Origin of the sequence: Margalitia sp. FSL K6-0131, assembly GCF_038008735.1 — a bacterium.
Lineage (GTDB): Bacteria > Bacillota > Bacilli > Bacillales > Bacillaceae_C > Margalitia > Margalitia shackletonii.
This window is the reverse complement of record NZ_JBBOZS010000001.1, coordinates 4,266,463-4,290,038: the sequence shown is the minus strand read 5'-3', so window position 1 is coordinate 4,290,038 and position 23,576 is coordinate 4,266,463. Positions and strand designations below refer to the sequence as shown.

The following is a 23,576-nucleotide window of genomic DNA, read 5'->3' as shown; positions in this document are numbered from 1 at the left end:
GTTTATCCTAGTATAATAAGTACTAGGAAAGGTTAGGTGGGTTGAATTGAATAGGGAAACAAGATTGCAGGCACTCTCTGATTTTTTAAAAACAAAGCGTTCCAAAATTAATCCTCAAATGGTTGGACTACCAACCGGTACCCGTAGACGAACACCTGGTCTAAGAAGAGAGGAAGTAGCGCAAATTGCGGGTGTCAGTACAACATGGTACACATGGTTAGAACAAGGAAGAGATATTCATGTATCGACATCTGTTTTAGATGCTATTTCGGATGCATTGCTTTTAAATAAAGATGAAAAGAAGTATTTGTATGCATTAGCTTTTGAAGAGATTGCCGATTCTGAGTTTACTTTGGAACAGGAGACACTTATCAGCCCCTCTTTAAAAAAAATATTAAGGGAGCTTCGAAATTGTCCTACGATTATCACGGATAGAAGATGCCAAATAGTCGGATGGAACGAGTCGGCAGCTCATGTTTTTTTAAATTTTGAAATCATTCCGCCAGAAGAGAGAAATTTAATAAAGTTGTTATTTTCGAGAAGAGAATTAAAGAGTTTGGCAGTGAATTGGGATCATTTTGTAAAAGGGTTTATCGCTATTTTCCGTACATACTATGGCAAATATGTTGCAGACGAATGGTATTCTAGTTTTATCTCAGACATGGAACAAGCTTATCCTGAATTTCAGCAGTTTTGGAATGAAAGTGAAGTAAGTTCAGCTCCAGAATTGTTAATTGAATTTCGACATGCGAAGGCAGGAAAGATGGTGTTTAATCTTACATCTCTGCAAGTACAAGGAAATAATGATTTAAGATGCAGTGTATATACTCCAGTCGAAAATTCTGGAACAGAAGAGAAGTTAAAACGTTTAATGGAAATTTTCGAGTATAATGATTATGACTTTGAAGACAATGGATCAAGAAATTGATCTGTGTCTTTTTTTATACAAAAATATTGATTAAAGCAATATAACTTTTCTATTTTTCGAATTACATAACCGATAGAAAAGTTTAATGCTTTTTTTTGAACTAAAGCCCCCTTTACTTTAAGTACAATACTTCACAAACTATAGAAATTTATTACAGGAATGCTGCCCCTTTAGTCGAATAAAAAAAAGCCACCAAATTGGCAGCTGAATCTTTAACATTCTTGCCCACGTTAGTTCAATGTCTTCAGGAGAACAAACAACAAAACTATCGGGTTGTCTCTAAAGCCATTAATAGACAATCCCACACGCTGCCAGTTTACGGCGCAGAAATGTAGGTGGATAGATAAATACATTATTTATTTCATTTTGCTAACAGGGACTTTAAATAGTAATAACAATCCTACAATTATTAGTACTGAAAGACCGTAGGCTAATAATGGCTTTTTATAATGGAGCCGTATAAAAGGCACTTGAACAAGATAAAAAATTACAGACCACCCGAAATTCCAACCATTATGGTAACTCATTAAACCCATTTTGTAGTTTACTAACTCCACGACAGATAAAAGGGTTACCCAGAAAATGATCCAGGCAACCTGTTTTGCCCATCCAATTGGATATCGTCCTAAATATATAAATACAATGGACGGATAAGAAAGAAAAGTTACAAGCAGATTGTTAATAGTATGATTCGGAATAATATCAGTAGGGTTATATTCCCACATCGGATAATTATAAGTAAGAAAGTTATATAACAAGTCAAGTAGAATAACAAAGAGAAAGGTGGACTGATACTTCTTCCAATTCCTCCAATCTCCCCAACGCCATGCCGCAAGAATCCATAACATCATGCGAAAAATAATGTACATTTGCACCATCCTATTTCTAATAAAAACTAGCCGTTCTATTATGGCTTATTTTTATTAGAAATATTAGTTCCGATTGTTGTACTAAATTGACCCTTTTGTTCAATAAGAAAAGCCGCTTAAATGGCAGCTTGATCTTAAACTCTTGCCCCCGTTATTTGAAGAAAGACTACCACATCGGATCATCCTTATTACTTAACTTATATAGAAATGGCATCCAAATAAGTACTAAAGCAAATGCAACTAATTCAAAAGTTAATATAAAGTATTTAGATATGCCAAATGATACTAACGGTACAATCAATAAAGGTATAAATACAACAAATAAGCTTAATTGATTTCTTGATTTTTTTGAAACGTATTGGAATGAATCGCAGGATGGACACCTTAACTTGTTTTTAAAAGTAAACATTTTTACAAAAGTTTCTTTCCAACTCCACTTGTAGCCACATTGCTGACAGATCGGTATTTGAAACAACCCCTTTCAAGCAACCTTATATTATAAATTATAACATTCCTTTCTGACTAACCTAAAAAAAATTAGCATAAATATCCATTTATTTTGAAAATGAGTTACTCCACAAAACGCTAGATTGTTTAAATTAGTTAATGACGATTGTTCAAGTAAACTGGTAGATGATCTTTTACTCTAGCTCCCTTTAGTACAATAATAACTTCAATAAAAAAGGCATTAATCCTTGGATTAATGCCCTCATTCGTTTTAATAAGAACCTACAAAGTACCAATGTTTGTCTAATTTTTTTATTTCTTTAAAGTCTCCATCAAAAACCGTTTTTAAAGGTTTTTGGTCATTGGGTGAATAAACAAATCCTGTTAAACTATCTAAAATTCCTCGAAAGGTAAAGAAAAGGATGGTAAAGCTATCACCAGTTTTCACTGCAATAACATCTCCGCCACCTTTGGAAAGATGGGTGTATTGTTTAGGTAAGTGGATAAGTGATGGACTGTCTGGAACACTATACTTATACTTTCCACTTACCACCTTATCTACAACTTCTTCTCTTTCAGATTTATGCATTTTAAAATCTAAATCAAGCATAGTCTGCGTAAAAGGAAAGTAAAACAAGATAATGATAGTGACAGCTTGGATTACGAATGGCTTCCAATTTTTATATTTGAACAGTTGCACTATGGCTAGAACGGTAATCACAATAAAAAAAACGAAAAGCACTAACCAAAATGGGAACATTAAGAAGGGCGTTATTATTTCAACAATACTCCATTGGAAAAAGCCATTTAAAATAACTAAGAAACTACTAAATAACGATAAAAGTAATAATTTTCTTTGACGTTGCAATTTTTTCCCTCTTCCGATTTAATATATCTGCAGGTTCATTTTATAGATAAAAGAAATTATAATCTAATGGAATACTAAGGAATACCTCATTAAACTAACAGCAACCAAATTGGCAGCTGGATCTTTAACTCTTGCCCCTTTAACTGGAACAAGCAATCTATCTTGGTCTCCTTCTATTTAATAATTCAAGACTCTAGTTAAGCTAACCAGAAAATCTTATAGATAAGTGAGAATAAAAACAAACTTTATTATCAATCCTTTTTATAAAAATGCAAATATTCATCTGTATTAATGTCCAATAAGGACTTTCTTCCTATTATTGGATTTTTATGAAACCATTTTAGATCAGGAGCGTACATATAAATGATCACATAAGGGGGGAATAAACTTTTTATGAAAAAGTTAGTAATGAGTTTTGTTTCGATTTTGTTGTTATTTAGTTTAGCTGCTTGTGGACAGCAGACTGCCGATCCAGTCGATTCAAAGACCAAAAAGAAGGAAAGTCTAACACTTGCACAGGTGTTTGCAAAAACAACGGAAGCATCTAAAGATTTAAAAAGTGTTCATTCTGAAATGGAAATTGATCAAAATATGAATATTCCTGGTCAAGATTCAACAATGGACACTCATTCAAATTTATCCGTTGATATCGTTTTAAATCCAATGGCAATGCATCAAAAAATGAAAATGGATATCAAAGGCGGGGATGCATCCGTTCAGGACCAAGGGATGGATGTTGAAGCATATTTAGCGAAAGAAGGTTTCTTTCTCTATGATCCGACAACAAAACAATGGATGAAAATGCCGGAAGAGCTTTCTAAGCAAATTTTACAAATGCCTGAACAGCAAGCTAACCCTGCTGAGCAACTAAAACAATTACAGAAATTCACAGATGACTTCTCCTTTAAACAAAACGATACTCAATTTATTTTGAATCTGAAAGCATCGGGTGAAAAGTTCGACCAATTTTTAAAAGAAAATGCCAAAAAGTTAATGCCTGATGCACTCAAACAAAGTGCAGATGCCTTTAACAATATCAAGTTTAAAAATGTAAATTACGAAATTTTCATCGATAAAAAGACATTTAATATCACAGCATTAAATATGAAACAAGAAATGGAAATGGCAATGGAAGGTCAAAAATTGACACTCAAACAAGAAATGAAAGGCACATACTCTAACTACAATCAACTGAGTGAAATTAAAGTACCTCAGGAAGTTATTGATAATGCCAAAGAAATGAATTAAGCAAGGTAATATCCAGTAACCGCAGTGGTTACTGGATTTTTTAGTGGAACGGAGGAATGTTATTCTTTTCCTAATTCTCTCTCTATTTATAGCAAGAATTATTATTGTGACTTTAAAAATAAACGATTCTTACGGTAAGCTTTTGCTTATTGGAGCCCTAGCTGTATATGGAGTTCAGTTTGCTACTAATATTCTCATGGTCATTGGCTTATTCCCACTGACTGGTATTTCTCTTCCATTTATCAGCTATGGTTTGATGCCGATTTTACTAAATGCTGTTTTAATAGGAATTGTTTTAAGTGTATATCGGAGAAAAGATTTAATCATATATCGAAAATACTAACGATCATAAGGACACTGGAAATGTTTGCGCATTAACAATGTCCTTTTTGTTTTGTCCGGTTTCAAATTGAGTTTAGGATTATTACCTAAGTTGGAAATACTGAAAATGAATGATAGAAATACTCTTTGAATACTAATAATGAAAAAAAGAGGAAACAAATGAAAATTCGCTTTGGATATGTAGCAAATGCTTTAGGTCTATGGAATGCCAGCCCGTCAAAATCACTAACATTTTCACGCTTTTCCGCTTTACCTAAGAATGAGCGCTTGGATAAGTTAAAAGAAGTTACTGCACAAAATTTACAACATACCAAAAGAATACTGCATTATAATATTGCACATGAAATTGAACTGTATCGATTCTCCAGTTCCCTTGTTCCTTTAGCTACCCATCCGGAAGTATTATGGGATTATATTACCCCGTTTAAAAACGAGTGGGAGGAGCTTGGACAATTGATCCATCAATTTCAAATGCGTCCAAGCTTCCATCCAAATCAATTCACGCTTTTTACTAGTCCAAAAGTGGAAGTAACACAAAATGCAGTGAAGGATATGGAATTTCACTATTCTATGCTTCAAGCGATGAATGCATTGGAAAGAGGGCTTATTAATATCCATATTGGTGGCGCATATGGGGATAAAAGGGTGACATTGGAACGTTTTCATCATAATTTAAAGAGCTTACCGTATGAAATAAAAAAAGTAATGACACTCGAAAATGATGATAAAACTTATGATGTAAAAGAAACTTTGGAAGCGTGTGAAAAAGAAAACATCCCAATGATTTTAGATTATCATCATTATATGGCGAATAAGGGTGAAGTAGATCTAGCTTATTATTTATCACGCATTTTTAAAACATGGGAAGCTCGTAATATGGTTCCAAAAGTCCACATCTCTTCTCCGAAGGCAGAGAATGCATTTCGTTCACATGCTGATTTTGTTTCTCTGGAATTTGTGCTTCCATTTTTTAAAATAGCTAAAGAAAGGAATCAAGACTTTGATGTTATGATAGAAGCTAAACAAAAAGATAAGGCAATGCTAAAACTAGTTGAAGACATTGGAGCTATACGAGGAGTTAAACGAATAAGTAGTTCAGTTGTAGAATGGTAATAGAAAAGGGGACCAATTTGTCCCCTATTGGTTTTAAGTAAAATATTCAATCTTCGCATCGGGAAAATATTTATGAATATAACCACCTAATGTATCTTTTATGTCCTCTTGTTCTTCATTTGTGTAGACATATTTTCCCATACCGTATTTACCCCATTTCCATTTTCGCTTTGATTCATCCAGTTCGAGCTTTGTCATTGGATAATTCTCTTGGATAACACGCTTAGCCGGCTTGGTAAATCGATGTTGGATCATTTCAAAGGTTAAATCCTTTCTTGCATTGGATGGTAATGCTGCATCCAGTTTTTCAAATAATTCTTGATAGCCCTTTTTCCAATCATCATGTATGTAAATTGGAGCAACGATAAACCCTAATGGGTAGTCTGCATCTGCCACTTTGACTGCTGCCTCAATCCTTTCATCAAGTCTAGAGGTACCTGGTTCAAAATATTTTATAATATAGTCATCATTTACACTAAACCGAAATCGTGTTTTACCATTATGTTTTGCATCTAATAAATGGTCAACATGGGCAAATTTAGTAACAAATCGAAGCTTGCCATATTCAGATGCTCCGAAAAACTCAATGGCTCTTTTTAAAGAATGAGTAAGATGATCTAATCCTACAATATCGGATGTACAGGAAGCCTCAAAACGAGTCATTTCCGGTGCTCTTTCTTTCATATATTCTTCTGCAGCATTAAAAATTTCGTCCACATTTACATACGTTCGAATATATGGCTTGCTTCCCATAGTCGTTTGTAAATAACAATAATGACAGTGCCCCATACAGCCAGTTGCTAAAGGAATAGCATATTCTGCAGAAGGCTTGGAGGTATCAAATTTCAATGTTTTCCTCAACCCAATGACAAGGGTGGACTTGGCAATTCGATATTTTTGAAAATGATTCTCTCCAGGCAAGTTGCGAATTTGATTATGGGAGGTTGTTTGTCGTATTTCAATTCCCATTGATTCAAATTTAGAAACCAGTTCTTTTCCAAGAGGATATTCAAGAGCTTGTGGTTCTACATATACAAGCTGCGGCACAAAAGGCTTAACCATAAAACTCCTCCGGGTATCCAAATGCTTCGTGATATGCTTGTTCTGCATCCGCTTCCGATTGAAATACGGCAAATTCATCTGATAACGGATAATATGTTTCGTGTAAAAATAATGCTAGTTGATTGGGGTCCTCTGGATTTTGTACAACTGCAGCTTGTTGCACATTGGCAACGTCTTGTGCATGGGGATTACGAATAATCACATAAACAACTTCACCTGGTCTGATTGTCTGATTGTCTGCCATTTTATCACCTATTTTCTCATTTAAATTCATTGAAAGTATTCCATACTGCTGTAAATTTATGTGGGAACAGTTAGGATATTTTTGTACATAATGAACAAAATAGTTTTCATAAGGTGGTGATTTTTTTATGAAAAATGATAAGAAACAACAAAACCAATCCAACCATTCACAAGAAGGCGCGGGGTCTACATATCATAAAAATCATGCAGGACATTTACCGGACTACGGGGCGAATGATATCGACCCCAATGCCAGTAATGCCAAACGAAATGAGAATGCACAATAACAAAAACGCCTATTTGGCGTTTTTTTTTATAGGTTTTAAAAAAATGCTTGAAAGTTGTCAATTAAGATTGGTCTGAAGGCAAAAAACACAGAGGAAGATGTTCTTCATGAAGGTAATGAAGGCCCAAAGGAAGAAGGATCTTGAAGAAAATGTCCTTCATAAAGGTTATGAAGACCAAAAGCAAGAAGGCTCCCGAGGAAACTGTCCTTCATAAACCAGTCTGATGGGTAAATTCCTTCAAAATAACTCTAATAAAAACCAAAACTCTTGAAACAATAAGGAAAAAAGTAAAGCGAGGATTTTTATGAAAAAAATTGCGATATTTTCTTTCTTCCTTTTTGTATTATTTCTATCAAATCCAGTTTCTGCAGCTAAAAAAGTTCCTATATTGATTTACCATTCCATTGATGAATTTCATGATCATGGTTCAAAAGAGTTATATGTAACTCCGGAAAATTTTGAGGATCAAATGAAATATTTACGAGACCATGGCTTTACATTATTAACCTTTGAACGTTGGAATGAGATTTATAACGTAAGAAAACCAATTTTTATTACATTAGATGATGGGTATAAAAATAATCTAAACGCCTTCACTATTTTTCAAAAGTTGCAAACACAAAACTTTAAACCTACTGCTACATTTTTTGTTATTTCTGATTTTGTTGGCAGATCAAATCGATTGTCTGAATCTGATTTAAAAAAGCTGGCTGATTCGGGACTAATCTCCATCCAGTCACATACCGCTACACATCCTGATTTAACAAAAGTCACTGACTATCCATATCAACTTAAGAGTTCTAAAGATAAAATTCAGAACATAACAGGGAAACCGGTTATCGCTCTAAGCTATCCCTATGGAAGTTATAATCCAAAAGTTTTAGATGAAACGAAAAAGTACTATCAATATGGACTTACAACCATCCCTGAACTTTATTCACAAAGAAAATTAAAGGATGAAGCTTATCTCTTGCCTAGAATTTATATTAAATATTCTACTGATTTAGAGGAGTTTGCAGAGATTGTGGAAGGGGGAAATAGAGTTCGATAAAACTAAAAAAGGTCTTCCTGTTTAATAGTGGGAATGTGTTTTGGAAGTTATATTAACGTACGAAAAGATAAATGAAAAGGAGAGGAACATTCATCATCAAGATGATTTATTCTTCTCCTTTTTTGCTAATCTTTGTTTTTGAAATAAATATTCCTTTTGAAATCTTTTGGATAAAACCAATGACTAAGCCAATTCCAGTAAATATATATATTATTGTAAAAATCTTTCCGAGTGTCGTTTCGGGTGAAAAATAAGGATGTCCAATTGTAGTAAGGGTAACGATGCTAAAATATAATGAATCAATAATCGATAAGTGTTCCACCTCGTGATAAAATATCGTTCCGGACAAGATAATGGCAATAGTTAGTATAAGCAATACCTTAAATTCTTTATCGTGGAAAGTATGGATAATCCCTTTAATAAGGCGGGATAAAGTTAAGAAGAAGGAAATCAATGAATATCACCTCCGTATGTTGTTAGACTAGTTTCACCATAAAAATTCAATCTATTGATAAGTAATTCAACAAGATTATCATGCCCAAATAGGAAAACAACTTTACAGAGGAAGTATTGTGCCCTAAATCAAGAGTGACCAGGGAAAATGGGAAAAATAGAGGAAGAATCGTGCCCGGAATCTGGAGAGTGCAAAGAAAATGGGAACGATAGAGGAAGAATCGTGCCCAGAATCGGGAGAGTGCAAGGAAAATGGGAACGATAGAGTAAGAATCGTTCCCGAAATCGGGAGAGTGCAAGGAAAATGGGAAAAATAGAAGAAGAATCGTGCCCAGAATCGGGAGAGTGCAAGAAAATGGGAACGATAGAGGAAGAATCGTGCCCGGAATCGGGAGAGTGCAAGGAAAATGGGAACGATAAAGGGAGTATTGTGCCCGAAATCGAGAGTACACCAGGGAAAATGGGAAAAATAGAGGGAGTATCGTGCCCAAAATCCAGAGCGCCCTGACAAAATGGGAACAATATATTTTTTATCTAGGGATCAAGGAAAGATTTAATAAGAATGGACATAAAAAACAGGCATCTACAGAAAGATACCTGTAATATTTCTTAAAATGAAGATGATACGTGATAAGAAAGGAAATTCACATTAAAAAGGTGGGACCAAGCTAACCGATTTCTACTTCTAAATCCTCGATGCGTTTTTCTACATATTTTGTGTCTTTGTGGGCGTGGAAGCTTTCTGCCTTTTCGACAATGACTGCCGCGTTATATTCTGGGATGCCGGCATATTTTTCATATACTCCTTTTGGAATCAAGACGTTTCCCTCTGGCCAAAAGACAAGAAGGTTGCTGCGTTGAGTTTCTGCATATTTGGCACGGCCGTGAAAATAGCCAAATTTGTTGTATACGACGATTGCTTCTCCCTCAGCGATGTTTAATTCTTTGGCATCCTCTTCATTGATAAGGACATCGTAGCGATCGGCATTGTTAAATGCGTCTGTCTCATCATAAATCATGGAATTGAATTGCTTTCCTCTTCGGGTCGTGACATAGAAATGGCCCTCTGGCTTACGCAGCTCAGGAAGTTCGATAGCCAACAGGTTGCCCCGACCATCCTCGGTTGGACATATTCCATCCTCACATAGCCATGCACCGCCCCATTGAAAGACATCGCCTTTTTTATTTAAATACTGAATTCCATCGTAATTTGGATTTGCAATGGCAATCTCCTTGCGAATTTGCGAAGCATCGGTGAAATTCATGAGTTCTTTGGCTTCCGGTTTCACTCGTGCAGCCAAATCCACATAAATTTCCCACTCAGACCTTGCTTCCTCAATGCGAGGCCCTTTAATTTCCGGTGAAAAATATACCATTCTCTCTGTAGAGGTAGATGTTCCGCCGCCAGGCTGTTCATAACGTGTCATCGCTGGCAAGACGATCACTTCCTCTTTTGCATCTACAAGAGTGGATGTGTTGAAAATGATATCCTGATGAACACGTAGTTCAACGTTTTCCAAGCATTCCTTGATAAAGTTTGGATCAGGCATTGTTTCTAAGAAATTGCCTCCGGATGTATAAAAGACCTTCAATTTTCGTTCATGATCATTTGGGAGCATGGCGTTTTCTATGGAAACTCCAACAATATCCCCTTGCCATCTAGGAATCTCAAATCCCCAAATTTGTTCCATTCGAGCGATGTTATCCTCTTGAAAATCACCGCCTGGTAAAACAAATGGGTCAGCGCCCATTTCACCAGAGCCCTGTACACCGGAATGTCCGCGTATCGGCATCACTCCGCAGTGTTCTCGGCCAATAAATCCGCGTAGCATCGCCAAATTCGCTACTTGGGAAATATTATCGGTTCCAAATCGATGCTGAGTTAGTCCCATGGACCATACAAACACTGCGCTTTTGGCAGAGGCTAGTAATTCAGCAAACTCTGCCATCCGTTCTTTTGTGAGTCCCGAAGACTTCTCTAATATATCCCAGTCCTGCTTCTTTACATGCTCCTGCAATTGATTAAAGCCATTCGTATGTGCTTCCACAAAATTATAATCAATAGCTGAGCCCTTTTCCTTTTCCTCCATTTCAAACCATTGCTTCATCACACCATTCATAAAAGCAATATCTCCGCCAATATTCACTTGGTAAAAATCATCTGCTATTTTGGTTCCGAATAGAGCTGAATCAGGAATCGACGGCACCCAATAACCGTCCATCGCCGGCTCACGGTAAGGATTGATGACAATAATTTTTGTTCCTTTTCGTTTTGCCGCATACATGTATTTCGTGGAAACCGGCTGATTATTAGCCGCAACCGAGCCCCAGAAAACAAGGACATCCGTTCCAATCCAATCCATGTAATTACAGCTCGACGCCCCGATTCCAAGAGAACGCTTTAATGCGGTTTTGCTTGGAGAGTGACAAATGCGGGAGGCATTATCGATATTATTTGTCCCTAAGAATCGTGCTAGTTTAGCAGCAGTATAGTACACTTCATTTGTAATTCCACGGGAAGTTAAATAGAAAGCTAGTTGTTTCGGATCAATAGATTTTATTTTTTTTGCAATCCGATTCAAAGCCTCATCCCACGTTATTCTTGTAAAAGTACGCTCTCCTTTTTTCCTGGATAGGGGGTAGGGGATGCGTCCTAGCTTACGCAATTCTGTACTATTATATTTTCTTAGATCCTCAATATCACTGTGGAGAATTTCTTCTTTGATGGCAGGCATCGTATTCAATCTCAGCACATTTAATCGTGTTGTACACAGATGCGGCCCAGTTAGAGTTTGATCATGTAATCCAGCGACTCCAAGTGCACATCCGTCACAAACACCCTGAGTTAATATTCTGGCAGCATAAGGAAGATTGTCGCGATTATCCCAGACAACCTTTAACGTATCACGAATATGCTTTGGTTTTACCTTTCCAAGCCCAAACGGTACTGGGCTTACCCAATGCTTTGGTGCAGGTGTTATTGGTAATTTTATCGGTCCTTGATGTTTTGTTTTTCCCATTTTGACCACCTTTGCTTCATTTTCATTATAAAATTTCCGCGGGAATATGCTATAAATTAACTGGTTTTCCGGTGGAGCCTTGCACTGCTTGATTTTCTTTTAGTTTCCGAATATCCACACGTATGACCAAAGAGATAATGAGCGATACAATAAAGAATCCAGCAAAGAAGGTTAAGCTATTTGCATAGCTTCCTGTTGTATCCTTAATCCAAGCAGCGAATAGAGGCCCGACAAGTCCAGCGGCTGCCCATGCTGTCAAAATATATCCATGAATGGCTCCCAGCTGTTTCGTGCCAAATAGATCGCCGATATAAGCCGGAATTGTGGCAAACCCGCCGCCATAACAAGTGTAAACAATAGCTAACATAATTTGGAATAAAATAGATATCGTGGTGTGCGGTAATAAGGCGAATAAGATAATTTGTAAAACGAAAAAGGTTGTATAGGTATTAGGACGGCCGAAATAATCGGAAATAGAGGCCCATCCTAATCGGCCGAATCCGTTAAACAATCCAAGTACGCCGACAAGTGCTGCAGCTTCTGTCGTGGTCAAACCAATACTCTCTTGTGCGAGTGGCTTTGCCGCAGATAAAATGGCAATTCCACATGTTGTGTTAATAAATAACATGATCCATAGGTAATAAAAACGTGATGTTTTGATAGCTTCATTTGCTGTTAATTGTGATAAATCGGTAGCGAGTCGCGTATTATTTTTCATAGTTGCTTCATTAAAGCCTTTAGGTTTCCAATTTTCTGCAGGTTTTTCTAAGTATAATGCCGATATGGTCATGACAACAAAATAGGCAATTCCCAAGGAAAAGAAAGCGTTTGCAGTTCCGAACGATTTAATCAAAGCATCCATAATCGGACTGCTGATGGCTGCTGCAAAGCCAAATCCCATAATGGCTAAACCTGTTGCAAGTCCGCGCCTATCCGGAAACCATTTTACCAATGTGGACACTGGTGCAATATATCCGACACCTAAACCAATTCCACCAAACACTCCATAGAAAATGTACAATAATGGCAATGAACCAAAATGAACAGCAATGCCTGATCCGAAAACTCCGACTCCAAAGAAAATAGCTGCTAGTAAACCTGCTTTTCTTGGTCCGTGTTTTTCCACAAAATGTCCTAAAAATGCTGCAGAAAGTCCCAGGAATAGAATAGCAATACTAAATGTCATTTGTACTTGACTTGCTGACCACCCAAACTGGCTAATAAGAGGGTTTGTAAAATTACTCCATGCGTACACGGACCCGATACAAATGTGGATACCGACTCCTGACAATGCAATCAACCAACGATTTTTTGCCTTTTTCAAACAATTTCCTCTCCCTTATTCGACTTATTTTGTGTGAAAAAAGGGTTGGTCTTTCTACTTTTAGAAGTTTTAAGAAAAAGGATTAATGAACAGATAAAGTAAATCGGCCAACATTTACTTACTGTGAATGGAGTGGACTACATATGTGTTAGTTCTAAAATTTCGAAATATTTTCACACAATTACATTATATCACTTGACAATTGAAAACATGAACAGTATCTTTGTGAATTTCTGCAATTTTAATAGAATATGAGAGTTTATTAATATAATTACTGCCTTGATTCGACTGGTGTCCATCTTCATAAATGAATAAGGAATCATGGAAACTTTTCAAATAATAACACTTTAAAGCATAAATCTGATATATAATGGTAGGTAATGAAAAAATTAAGGGGTAACATCTATGAATCAAACATATAACAATAAAGAAAAAATTAAACAAATTTTCATCTTATTAATCCCGATTTTAATCACACAACTGGGTATGTTCTCAATGGTGTTCTTCAATAATATTATGTCAGGCAGGTACAATTCTTCCGATTTGGCAGCTGTTGCAATCGGCTCCTCCATTTGGAATCCTGTTTTCACTGGATTAAGTGGGATATTGCTTGCGGTGTCTCCAATCGCTGCTCAGCAGCTGGGGGAAAAGAAAAATAAGGATGTATCATCTACCGTGGCTAATGGAATCTATCTTTCTGTTATTATTGGACTCTTAGTAATTCTGCTAGGCTTTTTTTTGTTGAACCCAATTTTACACATGATGCATTTAACTGACAAAGTAGAGGAAACAGCACGTGATTATTTGATTGGCCTTGGCTTTGGAGTTGTACCTTTATTCATTTTTAATGTATTACGGTCTTTTATTTATGCATTAGGGAAAACACGCATAGTGATGGTGATATTACTAATTTCACTGCCCATAAATTTCTTTTTTAATTTTGTGCTTATTTTTGGGAAATGGGGCTTTCCTGAGCTTGGCGGTGCAGGAGCAGGATATGCGACATCTATCACTTATTGGTTTATAGCGGGGATAACGGCATTTATTATAAAATCACAGCGACCGTTTTCCTTGTATAAGGTTTTTCCAAAGATAAAAATGTTTTCGGCAAATATGTGCAAAGAAATTTTAAAAATTGGGGTTCCAATGGGATTGTCTACCTTTTTTGAAACAAGCATGTTTGCAGTGGTAACCATCTTAATCAGTAAATTTAGCATCACAACGATTGCGGCCTATCAATCGGCGCTTAATATTGTTTCTTTCCTTTATATGATTCCCGTCAGCATTTCATTGGCAATTACCGTTTTGGTGGGATACGAAGTAGGAGCAAAAAGATACAAAGATGCACGGGCCTACAGCTGGCTTGGAGTTTGTTTATCCATTGTTATGGCGCTTTTTACCGGACTCCTTGTTGTCATATTTAGATATCAAGTCGCTGGTTTCTATTCCAATGAAACAGCTGTTATTAACTTGACTGCACACTTTTTAATTTTCGCCTTGTTTTTCCAAATCTCTGATGCGATTCAGGCTACCGCTCAAGCAGCCTTAAGGGGATATAAGGATGTGAATCTATCGTTTATTTTGACGCTCATTGCTTATTGGTTCATTTGTTTGCCGGCGGGATATGTGTTAGCCAATTTTACAGGTCTTGAAGCGAGGGGATTTTGGATCGGATTAACAATAGGATTGCTTGCAGCAGGCATATGTTTATCCATTAGGCTTTTGTATATTCAAAAAAAGAAATTTGCCAGTTTCCAAAATAAAAATGTGCTTGATGTAATGGCAAAGGATTTTTAAATAAGTGAGACTTTATATGTCGGTAAGTAGAAAAAAAGGCGGTTTGGGGGAATAATGAATGTTAAGCAAAAAACAATTAGGGGAAATCAAACAGCTGCAGCTAGCTTGTGAACAGGAAGAAGCCATTCATTTAAAATTAAATTGGGATATGCTGGAGCTGCGAAATGATCAGGAGCTGACAGATTTTTTTCATTATGAAAATGAAAAACTTGTTGGATTTTTAGGGATGTACAGTTTTGGCAATAAAGTAGAGGTTTGCGGAATGGTTCATCCCCACTATCGTTGTAAAGGAATTTTTACAAGATTATTGAAAGAAGCATTGGCAGAAGTTAAAAAGCAAGAGGTAGAAGTTGTTTTATTAAATGCCCCGGCTAATTCTTATTCGGCGCAATGCTTTTTACGCACAGTTCCATGTCAATTATCTTTTTCAGAGTATCAAATGAAATGGACAGAGATTGATTTGGGCAATGAGCAACAGATTGTAATTAGAAAATCTACAGACAACGATCTGGAAACTGAAATTCAATTGGATGTGGAATGTTTCGGTTTTAAAGAAGAGGAAGCACGAAACCATAGCAAGCGTATTAGAAAGGAAAACACGCAAAGTTACTACATTATAGAAGAAGACCAGCAACCAGTTGGGAAAATCCGCGTGCAGCATTTGAATGGAGAAGCATGGATATATGGCTTCGCTATTTTTCAAAAATATCAAGGACAAGGAATTGGAAGAAAGGCTTTGAAAAGAATTATTCGTGAACAGCATGCATTAGGTTATCCGATTTTTCTCGAGGTAGAGACGGAGAATGAAAATGCCCTAAAATTATATCAGTCATGTGGATTTAAAACGGTGGATGGGCAGGATTATTATCAATTAAATTAGGAATTTAATGAGATTTAAATCAATTTATGAAAATTATATGAGGATCTATAGAACAGTATTTAGTGGTACTGTTCTTTTTTGTTTAGAATCAGGTAACCGATGATTTGCCAGTTGCTGAATATATTTACTTGGCAATAACATATGGAAAAAGTTTTTTCAAAAAAATATTTAAATGATATTGAAGGTGATGATTTTAGGGTCATACTAAATGTAAATAATTTGAATTTGGAACTATTTATATGTTAAACGAGGTGGACCAATGATTGCCATATACGGTCTAATATGGTTAGCTGCAGGGTGGAAGTGGGGAGATTGGAGAAATTGGAAAAAGTATTATTCAACGATTTTATATTTTATTTTGGGAGATTTCATCTATCAATATTTTTTATATGACAACTACCCAATGTGGATATATACTTCTCAAGGTATCGATAAGCATGCGGGGCTAACACATACGCATATATTTTTAATCATAATGATAATCAAATATCCTGCAACAGCACTTATTTATTTATCAAAATTTCCTTTACATAGCCGATTAAAGCAATTATTGCATATTATTGTTTGGGTAGTGATCTATGCTATTAATGAACAAATCGATATTTACAACCATTTTATTAAATATGAAAATGGCTGGAGCTTTTGGTGGTCTGTATTTTTTAATACGGTCATGTTTATTCTATTATGGGTTCACTATCGCAAGCCCCTTCTTGCATGGGGGCTATCCATTGTATTTATCGTATTTCTCTGGCAAGTCTTTAACGTGCCTTCTACTGTGTTTAGGTAAGTTTCAGAAGTTAAATATATGTGCGCCATATATGGAGGGCTAATTTAAAGCATATATTTTTCAAAATATAGAGAGTGAGACCGAAGTACGGATTTTCAAAAGAGTAATCGTTGCTTACTGGACCTTAGAATACGGTTCATAAAAGCTTATATTGAGGACAGAAACATAGAAAATGTAGGGTAACGTTGGATTAAATAATAATCACGACAAATTATTGAACTTAACGGTGGATTTCCTTTAGTAGGGGATGCTTTTATTGAAGTAAAGGGAAGTTAAGTAAACGAAGAATGAATTAAACGGTTTTGGGGTTAATAGTGGCTTTTATATTGCTTCCCCTATTTTATATACTTATTTTTATAATTACATATTTAAAATTGCTTCTTGTGTTGTCCATGTAGCACTGCTGAAAACTCGGTAGTTTGTAATGGCAGCTTGAAAATCGTTTTCGCTAATCGTAGCAGTAGCATCGTAAACAACTGCTGTCTTGAAACCATTCTCAATTAAATCTCTCATATGTGATTCTACACAAACATTTGATAATACCCCTGCTAAAATCACTTGTTCTTTTCTGCGTTGTCTTAATTGATATACAAGATCATTCGTCTGGGGACTGGCCACCTTGTGTGGTGTTGCAATGACAGTTGTTTTGTCCCATATATAAGGGGCTAAAGATGGGACATAATCAGCTTCCGGAGTAGGAGGAGTATATTGGTTTAATTTTTGATAGACACGAAAATTAATCAACATTTCTTGTTCGTTACCTGTAAACTGCCAATCGTAGTCATGTGGATATAAAAAATGTGGAGAAACAAAGAGTTGATAACCTTTACTATGAGCTACACTTAAAAGGAGTTCCAAATTGGATAATGTATTATTTTGTTTAATGTTAGCTTTCGTCAAATGATAACCTCTGCCTCCAGGAGACAAAAAGTCATTTTGAGGGTCTGTAATAACAATTGCGGTGTTCACAGGGGTTGGTTTAAACATAAAGCTGTTCACCACCTTTTAATTATTTTCTTTAAAAGAATATATGAAATAAATCGCTAAAGCATTCACTGAAATTCAGCGTTTTTAAATTCTTGTCTAACACGAAAGATTGTGAAATATTAAAGTGGAGTTAATGGAAGAGGAAGGTTTAATTTAAGTACATTTCTTCACTAGGTATAAAGGAAAGCCGAAATACCATTTTGTATATTCGGCTTTTTCTATGTTTACATTTCCATTTAATATCGACATCAATCTGTTTTGTCGATCATGTCATTGTTTTATTTGTTATATGAATAATTTACCATTGGATGCAGTAAGAGTGATTCTAAGCTGGCTACTCTTTTTGACGAATGGACATCAGGTGCTCGTTATTCACTCATCTTATGAAAATGGATGTTGCAGATAATCTGCATTTAGGATTACTAAAAGGATATTCAATACAGCAAACATAAGGGCTGGTGCTGTTTTTCCAAACGAATCTTTGACCCTAATATGTGCAAAGCATGCCAATATCATTGTAATTCCAAGCCAGATACCTGCCCATGCGACAGGACCCCCAATCCAGTAACCGACGATAAGTAGGATTGCACCTATTAATTGAACAAAACCAGTTATAACACGAAACCATTGAGGTAATCGAATTTGATTAAAGATATCAACCCAATATTTGGCCCCTATGATTTTAGCAACACCTGAAAAAGCATAGTATAAAACCAACAAACTTTGAAGAATCACGGAAAATATAAACATATTGATTTCCTCCCCTAATGGTTAATAAAATGTGTTACAGCTCAGTTAACACTTGTTCGAGTTTACCACCCATTAATACCCATCCTTGTTTGGCACCATGGTACGCATGCCCTTCCTTTTCGAATCCAGTTTGCTCAAGATGCAAATGAGTCGTTTTATCTACTTCTTTCAACGTCCAAGTAACGGTAGTACTTTCTCCTGCGGTAATCCAAGTGTAAGATAGTTTATTTGGCTGATCCACAACAAGTACTTCGGAATTGACAATCCCATCCCACACTTCATTCGGCTTTGTTCTGAATTGAAATTTATGACCAACAATCGGTTTAAAATCATTATCCATAACCCATTTCGCAAGAATCTTTGAGTCTGTTAAAGCCAGCCATACACGTTCAATGGAACTGTTAAACTGAAAATCTAATGAAACTTTAGGCATTTCTTCTTCCTCCTGTAATAGTTGATGTAAAAGCATTATTTTTTCATTCCAAAACTTTGTGTAATAAGTTACCCAATCTTGAATTTCCTGAAGAGGTGCCGCATTTAGACGATATCTGGTTTCCCTGCCAACTTTTCGGCTGATGACAAGTCCAGCATCCTTGAGAATGGTCAAATGTTTAGAAACTGCCGTGCGGCCAATTTGAAAATGAACAGTTAATTCATGAAGTGGCATTTCAGCTACATTTGCTAACAAATCCAGTATCTTGCGTCTCGAAGGATCAGCAACAGCGTCATAAACATCTCTCGTTGTACTTTTCTCTTTCAATACACCCTCCTCCTAGTTTTAAGCTGCTTAATACGCCACCATTAGGTGTCTTAATTTCTAATTTCATAATAAGACACCTATCAGTGTCCTGTCAAAATAATTTTTGTAAGAATATACTACATTTTTCGACAAATGCATTTGGATGAAAATTCATAGCAACTAAGGAGTGATTCTTTAATATGTTTAAGGTGGCGTTAATTGCAGGATTCATGCTTTTTTTGTTGAAGTTAAGTAAGAATGTAGTCATCTCACATTTTTTGTGGGGAAGTTCTGCTTCATGGATGGCTAATGAGACAGGCTAATTACAGAAGGATGTATAAATAAAAGTGTTGAAACATAAAGAGAGGCGAAGAATAATGATGCATCAAATGGGGTTATATGGCGAATATTTTGAAGCAATCAAAAAAGGGAAGAAAAAGGTTGAAGTCCGCTTAAATGACGAAAAAAGAAGAAAAATTAAAATAGGGGATACAATTAAATTTGTTAAGGTGCCTGAACAAGATGAAACCTTGCAAGTTCAAGTAACAGAACTCAGAACATACAATACATTTAAAGAAATGTATGAGTCTATTCCTTTTGAAGATTTTGATTGTGAAGGTTGGTCAATGGAAGAAATGGTTAACGGAACCTATGATATTTACACACTAGAACAAGAAAGAGAATGGGGATCATTAGCGATTACAATTAAATACTAATCCGATGTTACTCCGCTAAATGACAGGATTGTTCCCACATTTCCGAAGAATTTTCGAGAATAAAATAGACTTAATCACTTTTCAATTTGACAGATGGCGGGAGTTTTGTAATTGAAATTGGAATTTGTTCTCCAGAAGAAATTACCCATCACTTGGGAGAAAAAGTTCCTCCCAATAGAGTCACGGCACACGATTTAAATCCTGATAGAAGGTAAGGTTAAAGGGGAATGTTGGCGAATGGTTTAGGTAAGACGTAAACAACTTATTTGGAGATATTTACGAAAAGCTTGCTAATAAAGTGTGGACTCAACTAAAGAAGGCTGAAGAACATTCGAAACTAATCACATGAATATAAGATGATTGAGTTATACAGTGGGATTGCTGCGGTAATCCCATTTTTAAACAGGGAGATTAGTTGTGTTGACACAAACTACTACAAATGGACTCAAGACTTGCCAGCCATTACTATACCAATGATTATAAGGAGTAATCCAATTAGAATTGCCCCACTTCCAATAGAAAATATGAAATCAAATATAAATGAAATAGTACCCAATGTTTTATTTTTATATGATTTAGCTACAAAAACAAAATAAAAGATAGCTGAAATAATAAGAACCAATCCTAATAAAGAAAGTAAAAGCCAAGTCATACACGAACAACTCCAATAAATTTGTACTTCTTACATTTTAGCATTTTTTAATGGTAAAAAATCAATTATGGAACAGTACGAAGAATATGTGTCACATAGACCGGGAGAGAGGGCACATAGACTTGAGAAAGGGTCACATTAAATTGGATGGAGGGAGTGAAAACCAGTGGGGGTACACAAAAAAGAATATGTGTCACATTGACCGGGAGAGAGGGAACATAAATTTGAGAAAGGGTTACATTAAATTGGATGGAGGGAGTGAAAAACTGGTCGGGGTACATAAAAAAGAGCATGTGTCTCATTCACGCGGAAAGAGGGCACATAGACTTGAGAAAGGGTAGCATTAAATTGGGTGGAGGGAGTGAAAAACCAGTGGGGGCACACAAAAAAGAATATGTGTCACATTGACCGGGAGAGGGGGCACATAGATATGCGAAAGGGTCATATTAAATTGGCTGGAGGGAGTGAAAAACCAGTCGGGGTACATATAAAAAAATGTGGGTCACATTGACTCGGGAGAGAAGGCACATAGATTTACGGAAGGGTTACATTGATTTATCGGTATTTACTAAATAGGAGTGGTATATTGAAAAAATTTATATTTCTCATTTGTTTCTCACTAATTTTTTTAGCAAGTTGTTCTCAAGTAGTTGGTATGCATAACAAAGGATTAGAGAAATCTATTAATTCTGCTTTGGAGAAAGAAAACGTGACGGAATTAAATTTTATTTCTCTAACGGAATTCGATTGGGATAAAGCATACCTAATAACCCCTTACTCTGATCAACAAACCATAAATAAGCAACTGGGGGTTAAATTTAAAGATCCAGCTAATATGAATTATCGAGATGATATATATTTGCTTGTATTTCTTGATAACAATAAAGTAGTTCAGTATGTTGAAATACCAACTAAATATGGACAGCTGATGCTTGGAAGTAAAGATGGTTTTACGCCGTCAAATGCAATCATAAAGATACAAAAAAAATAGTAATTTACTAAATGTACTAAGATGTCTCTTAATATTTACTTAATATCAATAGAAAGATTGTGAAGTAATGCATTTAAAGTAACGGGTAGCGTTAATCAAAGGATTAACGTTTTTTTGTGAAATTTAGGAAGAATGTAGTCATTTTGCATTTTTTGTGGTGAGGCTTTGCTTCATGGATGGATAATGAGAAAGGCTACTTAAAGAATACCATTTTAATTCGAAGAAATGGGTCTTTAATACTACTGAAGTTTTCTTAGTCCGTATAACTAGGATTCCAAGCATTATCGTACACACTCTATGAATTGTGAGTATATTACTAAAATTGAAAATGAGATTTTAGACTTATTTACAGTTCATTTATATTGGGTTAATTTGGAAAAGTGGAAAAATTTTATTTTGGTGAAAAAAGCAAATTATCCCCAAAGTTGGAATATTCATAAAAGCGTAGTTCCCCTGCCAATTTAAAATTAATTAGGATATTTTTGAAAGGGAAGGAAGGTAAATGAATTTGAAAAAAGCAGGTAGTACAAAATTTAAAAAAACACTGATATCTTTCGTATCATTGGTTGTGCTTTCAGTTTTCACCCTATCTAGCGCTTCTGCTTCAGTAATTGGAAATGACTATCCTTACAAGGGTAAAAGTGGAGTCGATCCATGGGGATTCTATAAGGGAGAGTGTACCTCATTTGTTGCTTGGCGAATGAATCATTTGGGTGCAAAATTCTCTAATAACATGAAAGGCGGCCATTTCGATAACGCAAAATATTGGGCAGGCAATGCAAAAAGAATCGGTTTTAAAGTTGATCACAAACCGAATGTTGGGGCGATTGCCCAATTCACCGGAGGAAAGTATGGTCATGTTGCTTATGTAGCAGAAGTAAAAAATAATGGAAAAACAATTAAGATAGAAGAATATAACCATGTATACAGGCATGGCTACAGTGTCCGGACGATTTCGGTATCCAGCGTTAGTAACTTTATTCACGTTCCTCTATCAAACACTAAGCCTACTAAGGCACCACCATTCCCAGGCACTCAGTACTTTAAGCCTGGCGCAAATAACAAATATGTCACAATGCTTGGTCAACAACTTGTAAAAAAAGGATATGGCAAATACTATAAGTCTGGTCCTGGTCCTAAGTGGAGTGATGCAGACCGACAAGCAGTTGCAGCATTCCAGAGAGCACAAGGTTGGACCGGTAAGGATGCAGATGGTTATCCTGGGCCTGAGACTTGGAAAAGGCTTTTTAAATAATGATGTTGTTGCACTAGGTTAAAAACTCCTTTCAAATTATTTGGAAGGAGTTTTTTTATTTAAGGAAAATTGCAACCCCAATGGACTGTTTCTCATTTATTGTTTATAAAAAAAGCCGGCTCAAGCCACAGTTTAGATACTTTCTAAGTCCGTTTTGATTTAATTCATTTTAGGGTTAAAGTCACAGCAGTCCTGACACCATATGTATTTTTGATAAAAAATTCTCCAATTTGTAATTTATATTACGGTGGTGGATAAGTAATTAAGTATATAATAGAGACACAATCACTTTTGGAGGAATCAATCATGGAGCCTCGGTTACAAACACTTTATGAGCAAATTGGCGGGGAGACGATTGAAAGATTGGTAAAGTCATTCTATCCTAAGGTTTATGCCGATCCAGATTTAAGTCCTATATTTCAAGGGGATATGAATGAAATAATGCGAAAGCAAAGGATGTTTTTGACACAGTTCACAGGCGGCCCTACATTATACAGTCAGGAATTTGGTCCTCCTGCCATGAGGCAGCGTCATTTGCCGCATGAAATTACCCCAAAGCGCGCGCAGTGTTGGCTGAGATGCATGTGGGCCGCTTTTCAAGATGTAGGCTTAGATAAGCATCCTACTGGTCTATTTTTCTTTGATAGATTGAAACAAGTTGCCGCCATTTTGGTTAATTCAACGGATACTGATGCTTGAGAGGGGGAGCGTTTTAAAAGGCTTCTCTTATTTTTGTTTTCTTATTCCATGCTCCCAAAAATAGATGT

Annotated in this window: 24 protein-coding genes and 2 pseudogenes; 13 read left to right on the top strand and 13 right to left on the bottom strand. The window is 35.9% G+C overall.

What is annotated here, in order from left to right:
• Positions 1-46: 46 nt before the first annotated feature.
• The gene (locus NSQ59_RS20990; RefSeq protein ID WP_055742008.1) at positions 47-928 is read left to right on the top strand and encodes a helix-turn-helix transcriptional regulator; all 882 of its coding nucleotides are present in this window, start codon (positions 47-49) and stop codon (positions 926-928) included.
• Positions 929-1,284: 356 nt separating this feature from the next.
• On the opposite strand, the gene NSQ59_RS20985 is transcribed toward NSQ59_RS20990, so the two are convergent.
• From NSQ59_RS20985 to NSQ59_RS20980, 3 genes are all read right to left on the bottom strand, one after another.
• Entirely contained in the window at positions 1,285-1,797 is a 513-nt protein-coding gene (locus NSQ59_RS20985) for a CBO0543 family protein (RefSeq protein WP_055742007.1), read from the bottom strand.
• Positions 1,798-1,963: 166 nt separating this feature from the next.
• Complete coding sequence (locus NSQ59_RS28005) at positions 1,964-2,272, bottom strand: TIGR04104 family putative zinc finger protein (protein ID WP_445669217.1); 309 nt, start codon at positions 2,270-2,272, stop codon at positions 1,964-1,966.
• 243 nt (positions 2,273-2,515) lie between these two features.
• Positions 2,516-3,112 (bottom strand): hypothetical protein, encoded by a 597-nt coding sequence (locus NSQ59_RS20980; RefSeq protein WP_340832634.1) that lies wholly within the window; start codon positions 3,110-3,112, stop codon positions 2,516-2,518.
• A gap of 393 nt (positions 3,113-3,505) precedes the next feature.
• Between NSQ59_RS20980 and NSQ59_RS20975 the strand changes: the two genes are divergently transcribed.
• The 3 genes and pseudogenes from NSQ59_RS20975 (at position 3,506) to uvsE (ending at position 5,815) form a co-directional block, all read left to right on the top strand.
• A complete protein-coding gene (locus NSQ59_RS20975) occupies positions 3,506-4,360 on the top strand; it encodes a DUF6612 family protein (RefSeq protein ID WP_055742004.1) in 855 nt (284 codons plus the stop codon).
• Between the two features lie 58 nt (positions 4,361-4,418).
• Positions 4,419-4,703, top strand: a pseudogene (locus tag NSQ59_RS20970) (FtsW/RodA/SpoVE family cell cycle protein); the annotation flags it as partial.
• Positions 4,704-4,861: 158 nt separating this feature from the next.
• Positions 4,862-5,815, top strand: coding sequence for a UV DNA damage repair endonuclease UvsE (gene uvsE, locus NSQ59_RS20965; RefSeq protein WP_126647403.1), 954 nt, complete (start codon positions 4,862-4,864; stop codon positions 5,813-5,815).
• A gap of 33 nt (positions 5,816-5,848) precedes the next feature.
• On the opposite strand, the gene splB is transcribed toward uvsE, so the two are convergent.
• Both splB and NSQ59_RS20955 read right to left on the bottom strand, forming a co-directional pair.
• Positions 5,849-6,877 (bottom strand): spore photoproduct lyase, encoded by a 1,029-nt coding sequence (gene splB, locus NSQ59_RS20960; protein ID WP_340832630.1) that lies wholly within the window; start codon positions 6,875-6,877, stop codon positions 5,849-5,851.
• Complete coding sequence (locus NSQ59_RS20955) at positions 6,870-7,151, bottom strand: transcriptional regulator SplA domain-containing protein (protein ID WP_235950753.1); 282 nt, start codon at positions 7,149-7,151, stop codon at positions 6,870-6,872. Before NSQ59_RS20955 ends, splB begins: the two co-directional genes overlap by 8 nt.
• A 97-nt stretch (positions 7,152-7,248) precedes the next feature.
• Between NSQ59_RS20955 and NSQ59_RS20950 the strand changes: the two genes are divergently transcribed.
• Entirely contained in the window at positions 7,249-7,407 is a 159-nt protein-coding gene (locus NSQ59_RS20950; protein ID WP_161809307.1) for a hypothetical protein, read from the top strand.
• A 304-nt stretch (positions 7,408-7,711) separates the two neighbouring features.
• Positions 7,712-8,458 (top strand): polysaccharide deacetylase family protein, encoded by a 747-nt coding sequence (locus NSQ59_RS20945; protein ID WP_055742000.1) that lies wholly within the window; start codon positions 7,712-7,714, stop codon positions 8,456-8,458.
• Between the two features lie 106 nt (positions 8,459-8,564).
• Here the strand turns inward: NSQ59_RS20945 and NSQ59_RS20940 are convergent, their stop codons facing one another.
• From NSQ59_RS20940 to NSQ59_RS20930, 3 genes are all read right to left on the bottom strand, one after another.
• Positions 8,565-8,912, bottom strand: a complete 348-nt coding sequence (locus tag NSQ59_RS20940; RefSeq protein ID WP_055741999.1) for a potassium channel family protein — start codon at positions 8,910-8,912, stop codon at positions 8,565-8,567.
• 667 nt (positions 8,913-9,579) lie between these two features.
• Positions 9,580-11,931, bottom strand: a complete 2,352-nt coding sequence (locus tag NSQ59_RS20935) for an FdhF/YdeP family oxidoreductase (RefSeq protein WP_055741997.1) — start codon at positions 11,929-11,931, stop codon at positions 9,580-9,582.
• A 49-nt stretch (positions 11,932-11,980) separates the two neighbouring features.
• Positions 11,981-13,255: an L-lactate MFS transporter gene (locus tag NSQ59_RS20930; RefSeq protein WP_055741996.1), complete on the bottom strand. Its 1,275-nt coding sequence runs from the start codon at positions 13,253-13,255 to the stop codon at positions 11,981-11,983.
• Between the two features lie 405 nt (positions 13,256-13,660).
• Here NSQ59_RS20930 and NSQ59_RS20925 point away from each other — a divergent pair, with 405 nt between their 5' ends.
• The 3 genes from NSQ59_RS20925 to NSQ59_RS20915 all read left to right on the top strand — a co-directional run bounded on the left by NSQ59_RS20925 (position 13,661) and on the right by NSQ59_RS20915 (position 16,719).
• On the top strand, positions 13,661-15,052 hold the full coding sequence (locus NSQ59_RS20925; RefSeq protein ID WP_055741995.1) for an MATE family efflux transporter: 1,392 nt from the start codon (positions 13,661-13,663) through the stop codon (positions 15,050-15,052).
• A gap of 58 nt (positions 15,053-15,110) precedes the next feature.
• A complete protein-coding gene (locus NSQ59_RS20920; RefSeq protein WP_340832624.1) occupies positions 15,111-15,932 on the top strand; it encodes a GNAT family N-acetyltransferase in 822 nt (273 codons plus the stop codon).
• Positions 15,933-16,191: 259 nt separating this feature from the next.
• Positions 16,192-16,719 carry a CBO0543 family protein gene (locus NSQ59_RS20915; protein ID WP_126647398.1) on the top strand — a complete coding sequence of 176 codons (528 nt, stop codon included), beginning with the start codon at positions 16,192-16,194 and terminating at the stop codon, positions 16,717-16,719.
• A 360-nt stretch (positions 16,720-17,079) separates the two neighbouring features.
• On the opposite strand, the gene NSQ59_RS20910 is transcribed toward NSQ59_RS20915, so the two are convergent.
• The 4 genes and pseudogenes from NSQ59_RS20910 to NSQ59_RS20895 form a co-directional block, all read right to left on the bottom strand.
• Positions 17,080-17,706, bottom strand: coding sequence for an isochorismatase family cysteine hydrolase (locus NSQ59_RS20910; RefSeq protein WP_055741992.1), 627 nt, complete (start codon positions 17,704-17,706; stop codon positions 17,080-17,082).
• Between the two features lie 381 nt (positions 17,707-18,087).
• Complete coding sequence (locus NSQ59_RS20905; protein WP_126647397.1) at positions 18,088-18,456, bottom strand: DoxX family protein; 369 nt, start codon at positions 18,454-18,456, stop codon at positions 18,088-18,090.
• A 34-nt stretch (positions 18,457-18,490) separates the two neighbouring features.
• On the bottom strand, positions 18,491-18,889 hold the full coding sequence (locus tag NSQ59_RS20900; RefSeq protein ID WP_340833183.1) for an SRPBCC family protein: 399 nt from the start codon (positions 18,887-18,889) through the stop codon (positions 18,491-18,493).
• A gap of 93 nt (positions 18,890-18,982) precedes the next feature.
• Positions 18,983-19,216: pseudogene (locus NSQ59_RS20895) on the bottom strand (ArsR/SmtB family transcription factor); the annotation flags it as partial.
• 356 nt (positions 19,217-19,572) lie between these two features.
• Here NSQ59_RS20895 and NSQ59_RS20890 point away from each other — a divergent pair.
• A complete protein-coding gene (locus tag NSQ59_RS20890; RefSeq protein ID WP_126647395.1) occupies positions 19,573-19,911 on the top strand; it encodes an ASCH domain-containing protein in 339 nt (112 codons plus the stop codon).
• A gap of 445 nt (positions 19,912-20,356) precedes the next feature.
• On the opposite strand, the gene NSQ59_RS20885 is transcribed toward NSQ59_RS20890, so the two are convergent.
• Positions 20,357-20,563: a hypothetical protein gene (locus NSQ59_RS20885; RefSeq protein WP_340832620.1), complete on the bottom strand. Its 207-nt coding sequence runs from the start codon at positions 20,561-20,563 to the stop codon at positions 20,357-20,359.
• A gap of 586 nt (positions 20,564-21,149) precedes the next feature.
• On the opposite strand from NSQ59_RS20885, the gene NSQ59_RS20880 reads away from it, so the two are divergent.
• From NSQ59_RS20880 to NSQ59_RS20870, 3 genes are all read left to right on the top strand, one after another.
• A complete protein-coding gene (locus NSQ59_RS20880) occupies positions 21,150-21,554 on the top strand; it encodes a hypothetical protein (RefSeq protein ID WP_340832618.1) in 405 nt (134 codons plus the stop codon).
• 502 nt (positions 21,555-22,056) lie between these two features.
• A complete protein-coding gene (locus NSQ59_RS20875) occupies positions 22,057-22,809 on the top strand; it encodes a peptidoglycan-binding protein (RefSeq protein WP_340832616.1) in 753 nt (250 codons plus the stop codon).
• Positions 22,810-23,115: 306 nt separating this feature from the next.
• A complete protein-coding gene (locus tag NSQ59_RS20870; RefSeq protein WP_340832614.1) occupies positions 23,116-23,508 on the top strand; it encodes a globin domain-containing protein in 393 nt (130 codons plus the stop codon).
• The last annotated feature ends 68 nt before the right edge of the window (positions 23,509-23,576 follow it).

Bases quoted from the DNA above. Each gene is read 5' to 3' on its own strand.
- NSQ59_RS20985 (WP_055742007.1), bottom strand. From the start codon at position 1,797: ATGTACATTATTTTTCGCATGATGTTATGGATTCTTGCGGCATGGCGT.
- NSQ59_RS20975 (WP_055742004.1), top strand. From the start codon at position 3,506: ATGAAAAAGTTAGTAATGAGTTTTGTTTCGATTTTGTTGTTATTTAGT.
- uvsE (WP_126647403.1), top strand. From the start codon at position 4,862: ATGAAAATTCGCTTTGGATATGTAGCAAATGCTTTAGGTCTATGGAAT.
- splB (WP_340832630.1), bottom strand. From the start codon at position 6,877: ATGGTTAAGCCTTTTGTGCCGCAGCTTGTATATGTAGAACCACAAGCT.
- NSQ59_RS20955 (WP_235950753.1), bottom strand. From the start codon at position 7,151: ATGAATTTAAATGAGAAAATAGGTGATAAAATGGCAGACAATCAGACA.
- NSQ59_RS20950 (WP_161809307.1), top strand. From the start codon at position 7,249: ATGAAAAATGATAAGAAACAACAAAACCAATCCAACCATTCACAAGAA.
- NSQ59_RS20945 (WP_055742000.1), top strand. From the start codon at position 7,712: ATGAAAAAAATTGCGATATTTTCTTTCTTCCTTTTTGTATTATTTCTA.
- NSQ59_RS20935 (WP_055741997.1), bottom strand. From the start codon at position 11,931: ATGGGAAAAACAAAACATCAAGGACCGATAAAATTACCAATAACACCT.
- NSQ59_RS20925 (WP_055741995.1), top strand. From the start codon at position 13,661: ATGAATCAAACATATAACAATAAAGAAAAAATTAAACAAATTTTCATC.
- NSQ59_RS20920 (WP_340832624.1), top strand. From the start codon at position 15,111: ATGTTAAGCAAAAAACAATTAGGGGAAATCAAACAGCTGCAGCTAGCT.
- NSQ59_RS20915 (WP_126647398.1), top strand. From the start codon at position 16,192: ATGATTGCCATATACGGTCTAATATGGTTAGCTGCAGGGTGGAAGTGG.
- NSQ59_RS20910 (WP_055741992.1), bottom strand. From the start codon at position 17,706: ATGTTTAAACCAACCCCTGTGAACACCGCAATTGTTATTACAGACCCT.
- NSQ59_RS20905 (WP_126647397.1), bottom strand. From the start codon at position 18,456: ATGTTTATATTTTCCGTGATTCTTCAAAGTTTGTTGGTTTTATACTAT.
- NSQ59_RS20900 (WP_340833183.1), bottom strand. From the start codon at position 18,889: ATGCCTAAAGTTTCATTAGATTTTCAGTTTAACAGTTCCATTGAACGT.
- NSQ59_RS20890 (WP_126647395.1), top strand. From the start codon at position 19,573: ATGATGCATCAAATGGGGTTATATGGCGAATATTTTGAAGCAATCAAA.
- NSQ59_RS20885 (WP_340832620.1), bottom strand. From the start codon at position 20,563: ATGACTTGGCTTTTACTTTCTTTATTAGGATTGGTTCTTATTATTTCA.
- NSQ59_RS20875 (WP_340832616.1), top strand. From the start codon at position 22,057: ATGAATTTGAAAAAAGCAGGTAGTACAAAATTTAAAAAAACACTGATA.
- NSQ59_RS20870 (WP_340832614.1), top strand. From the start codon at position 23,116: ATGGAGCCTCGGTTACAAACACTTTATGAGCAAATTGGCGGGGAGACG.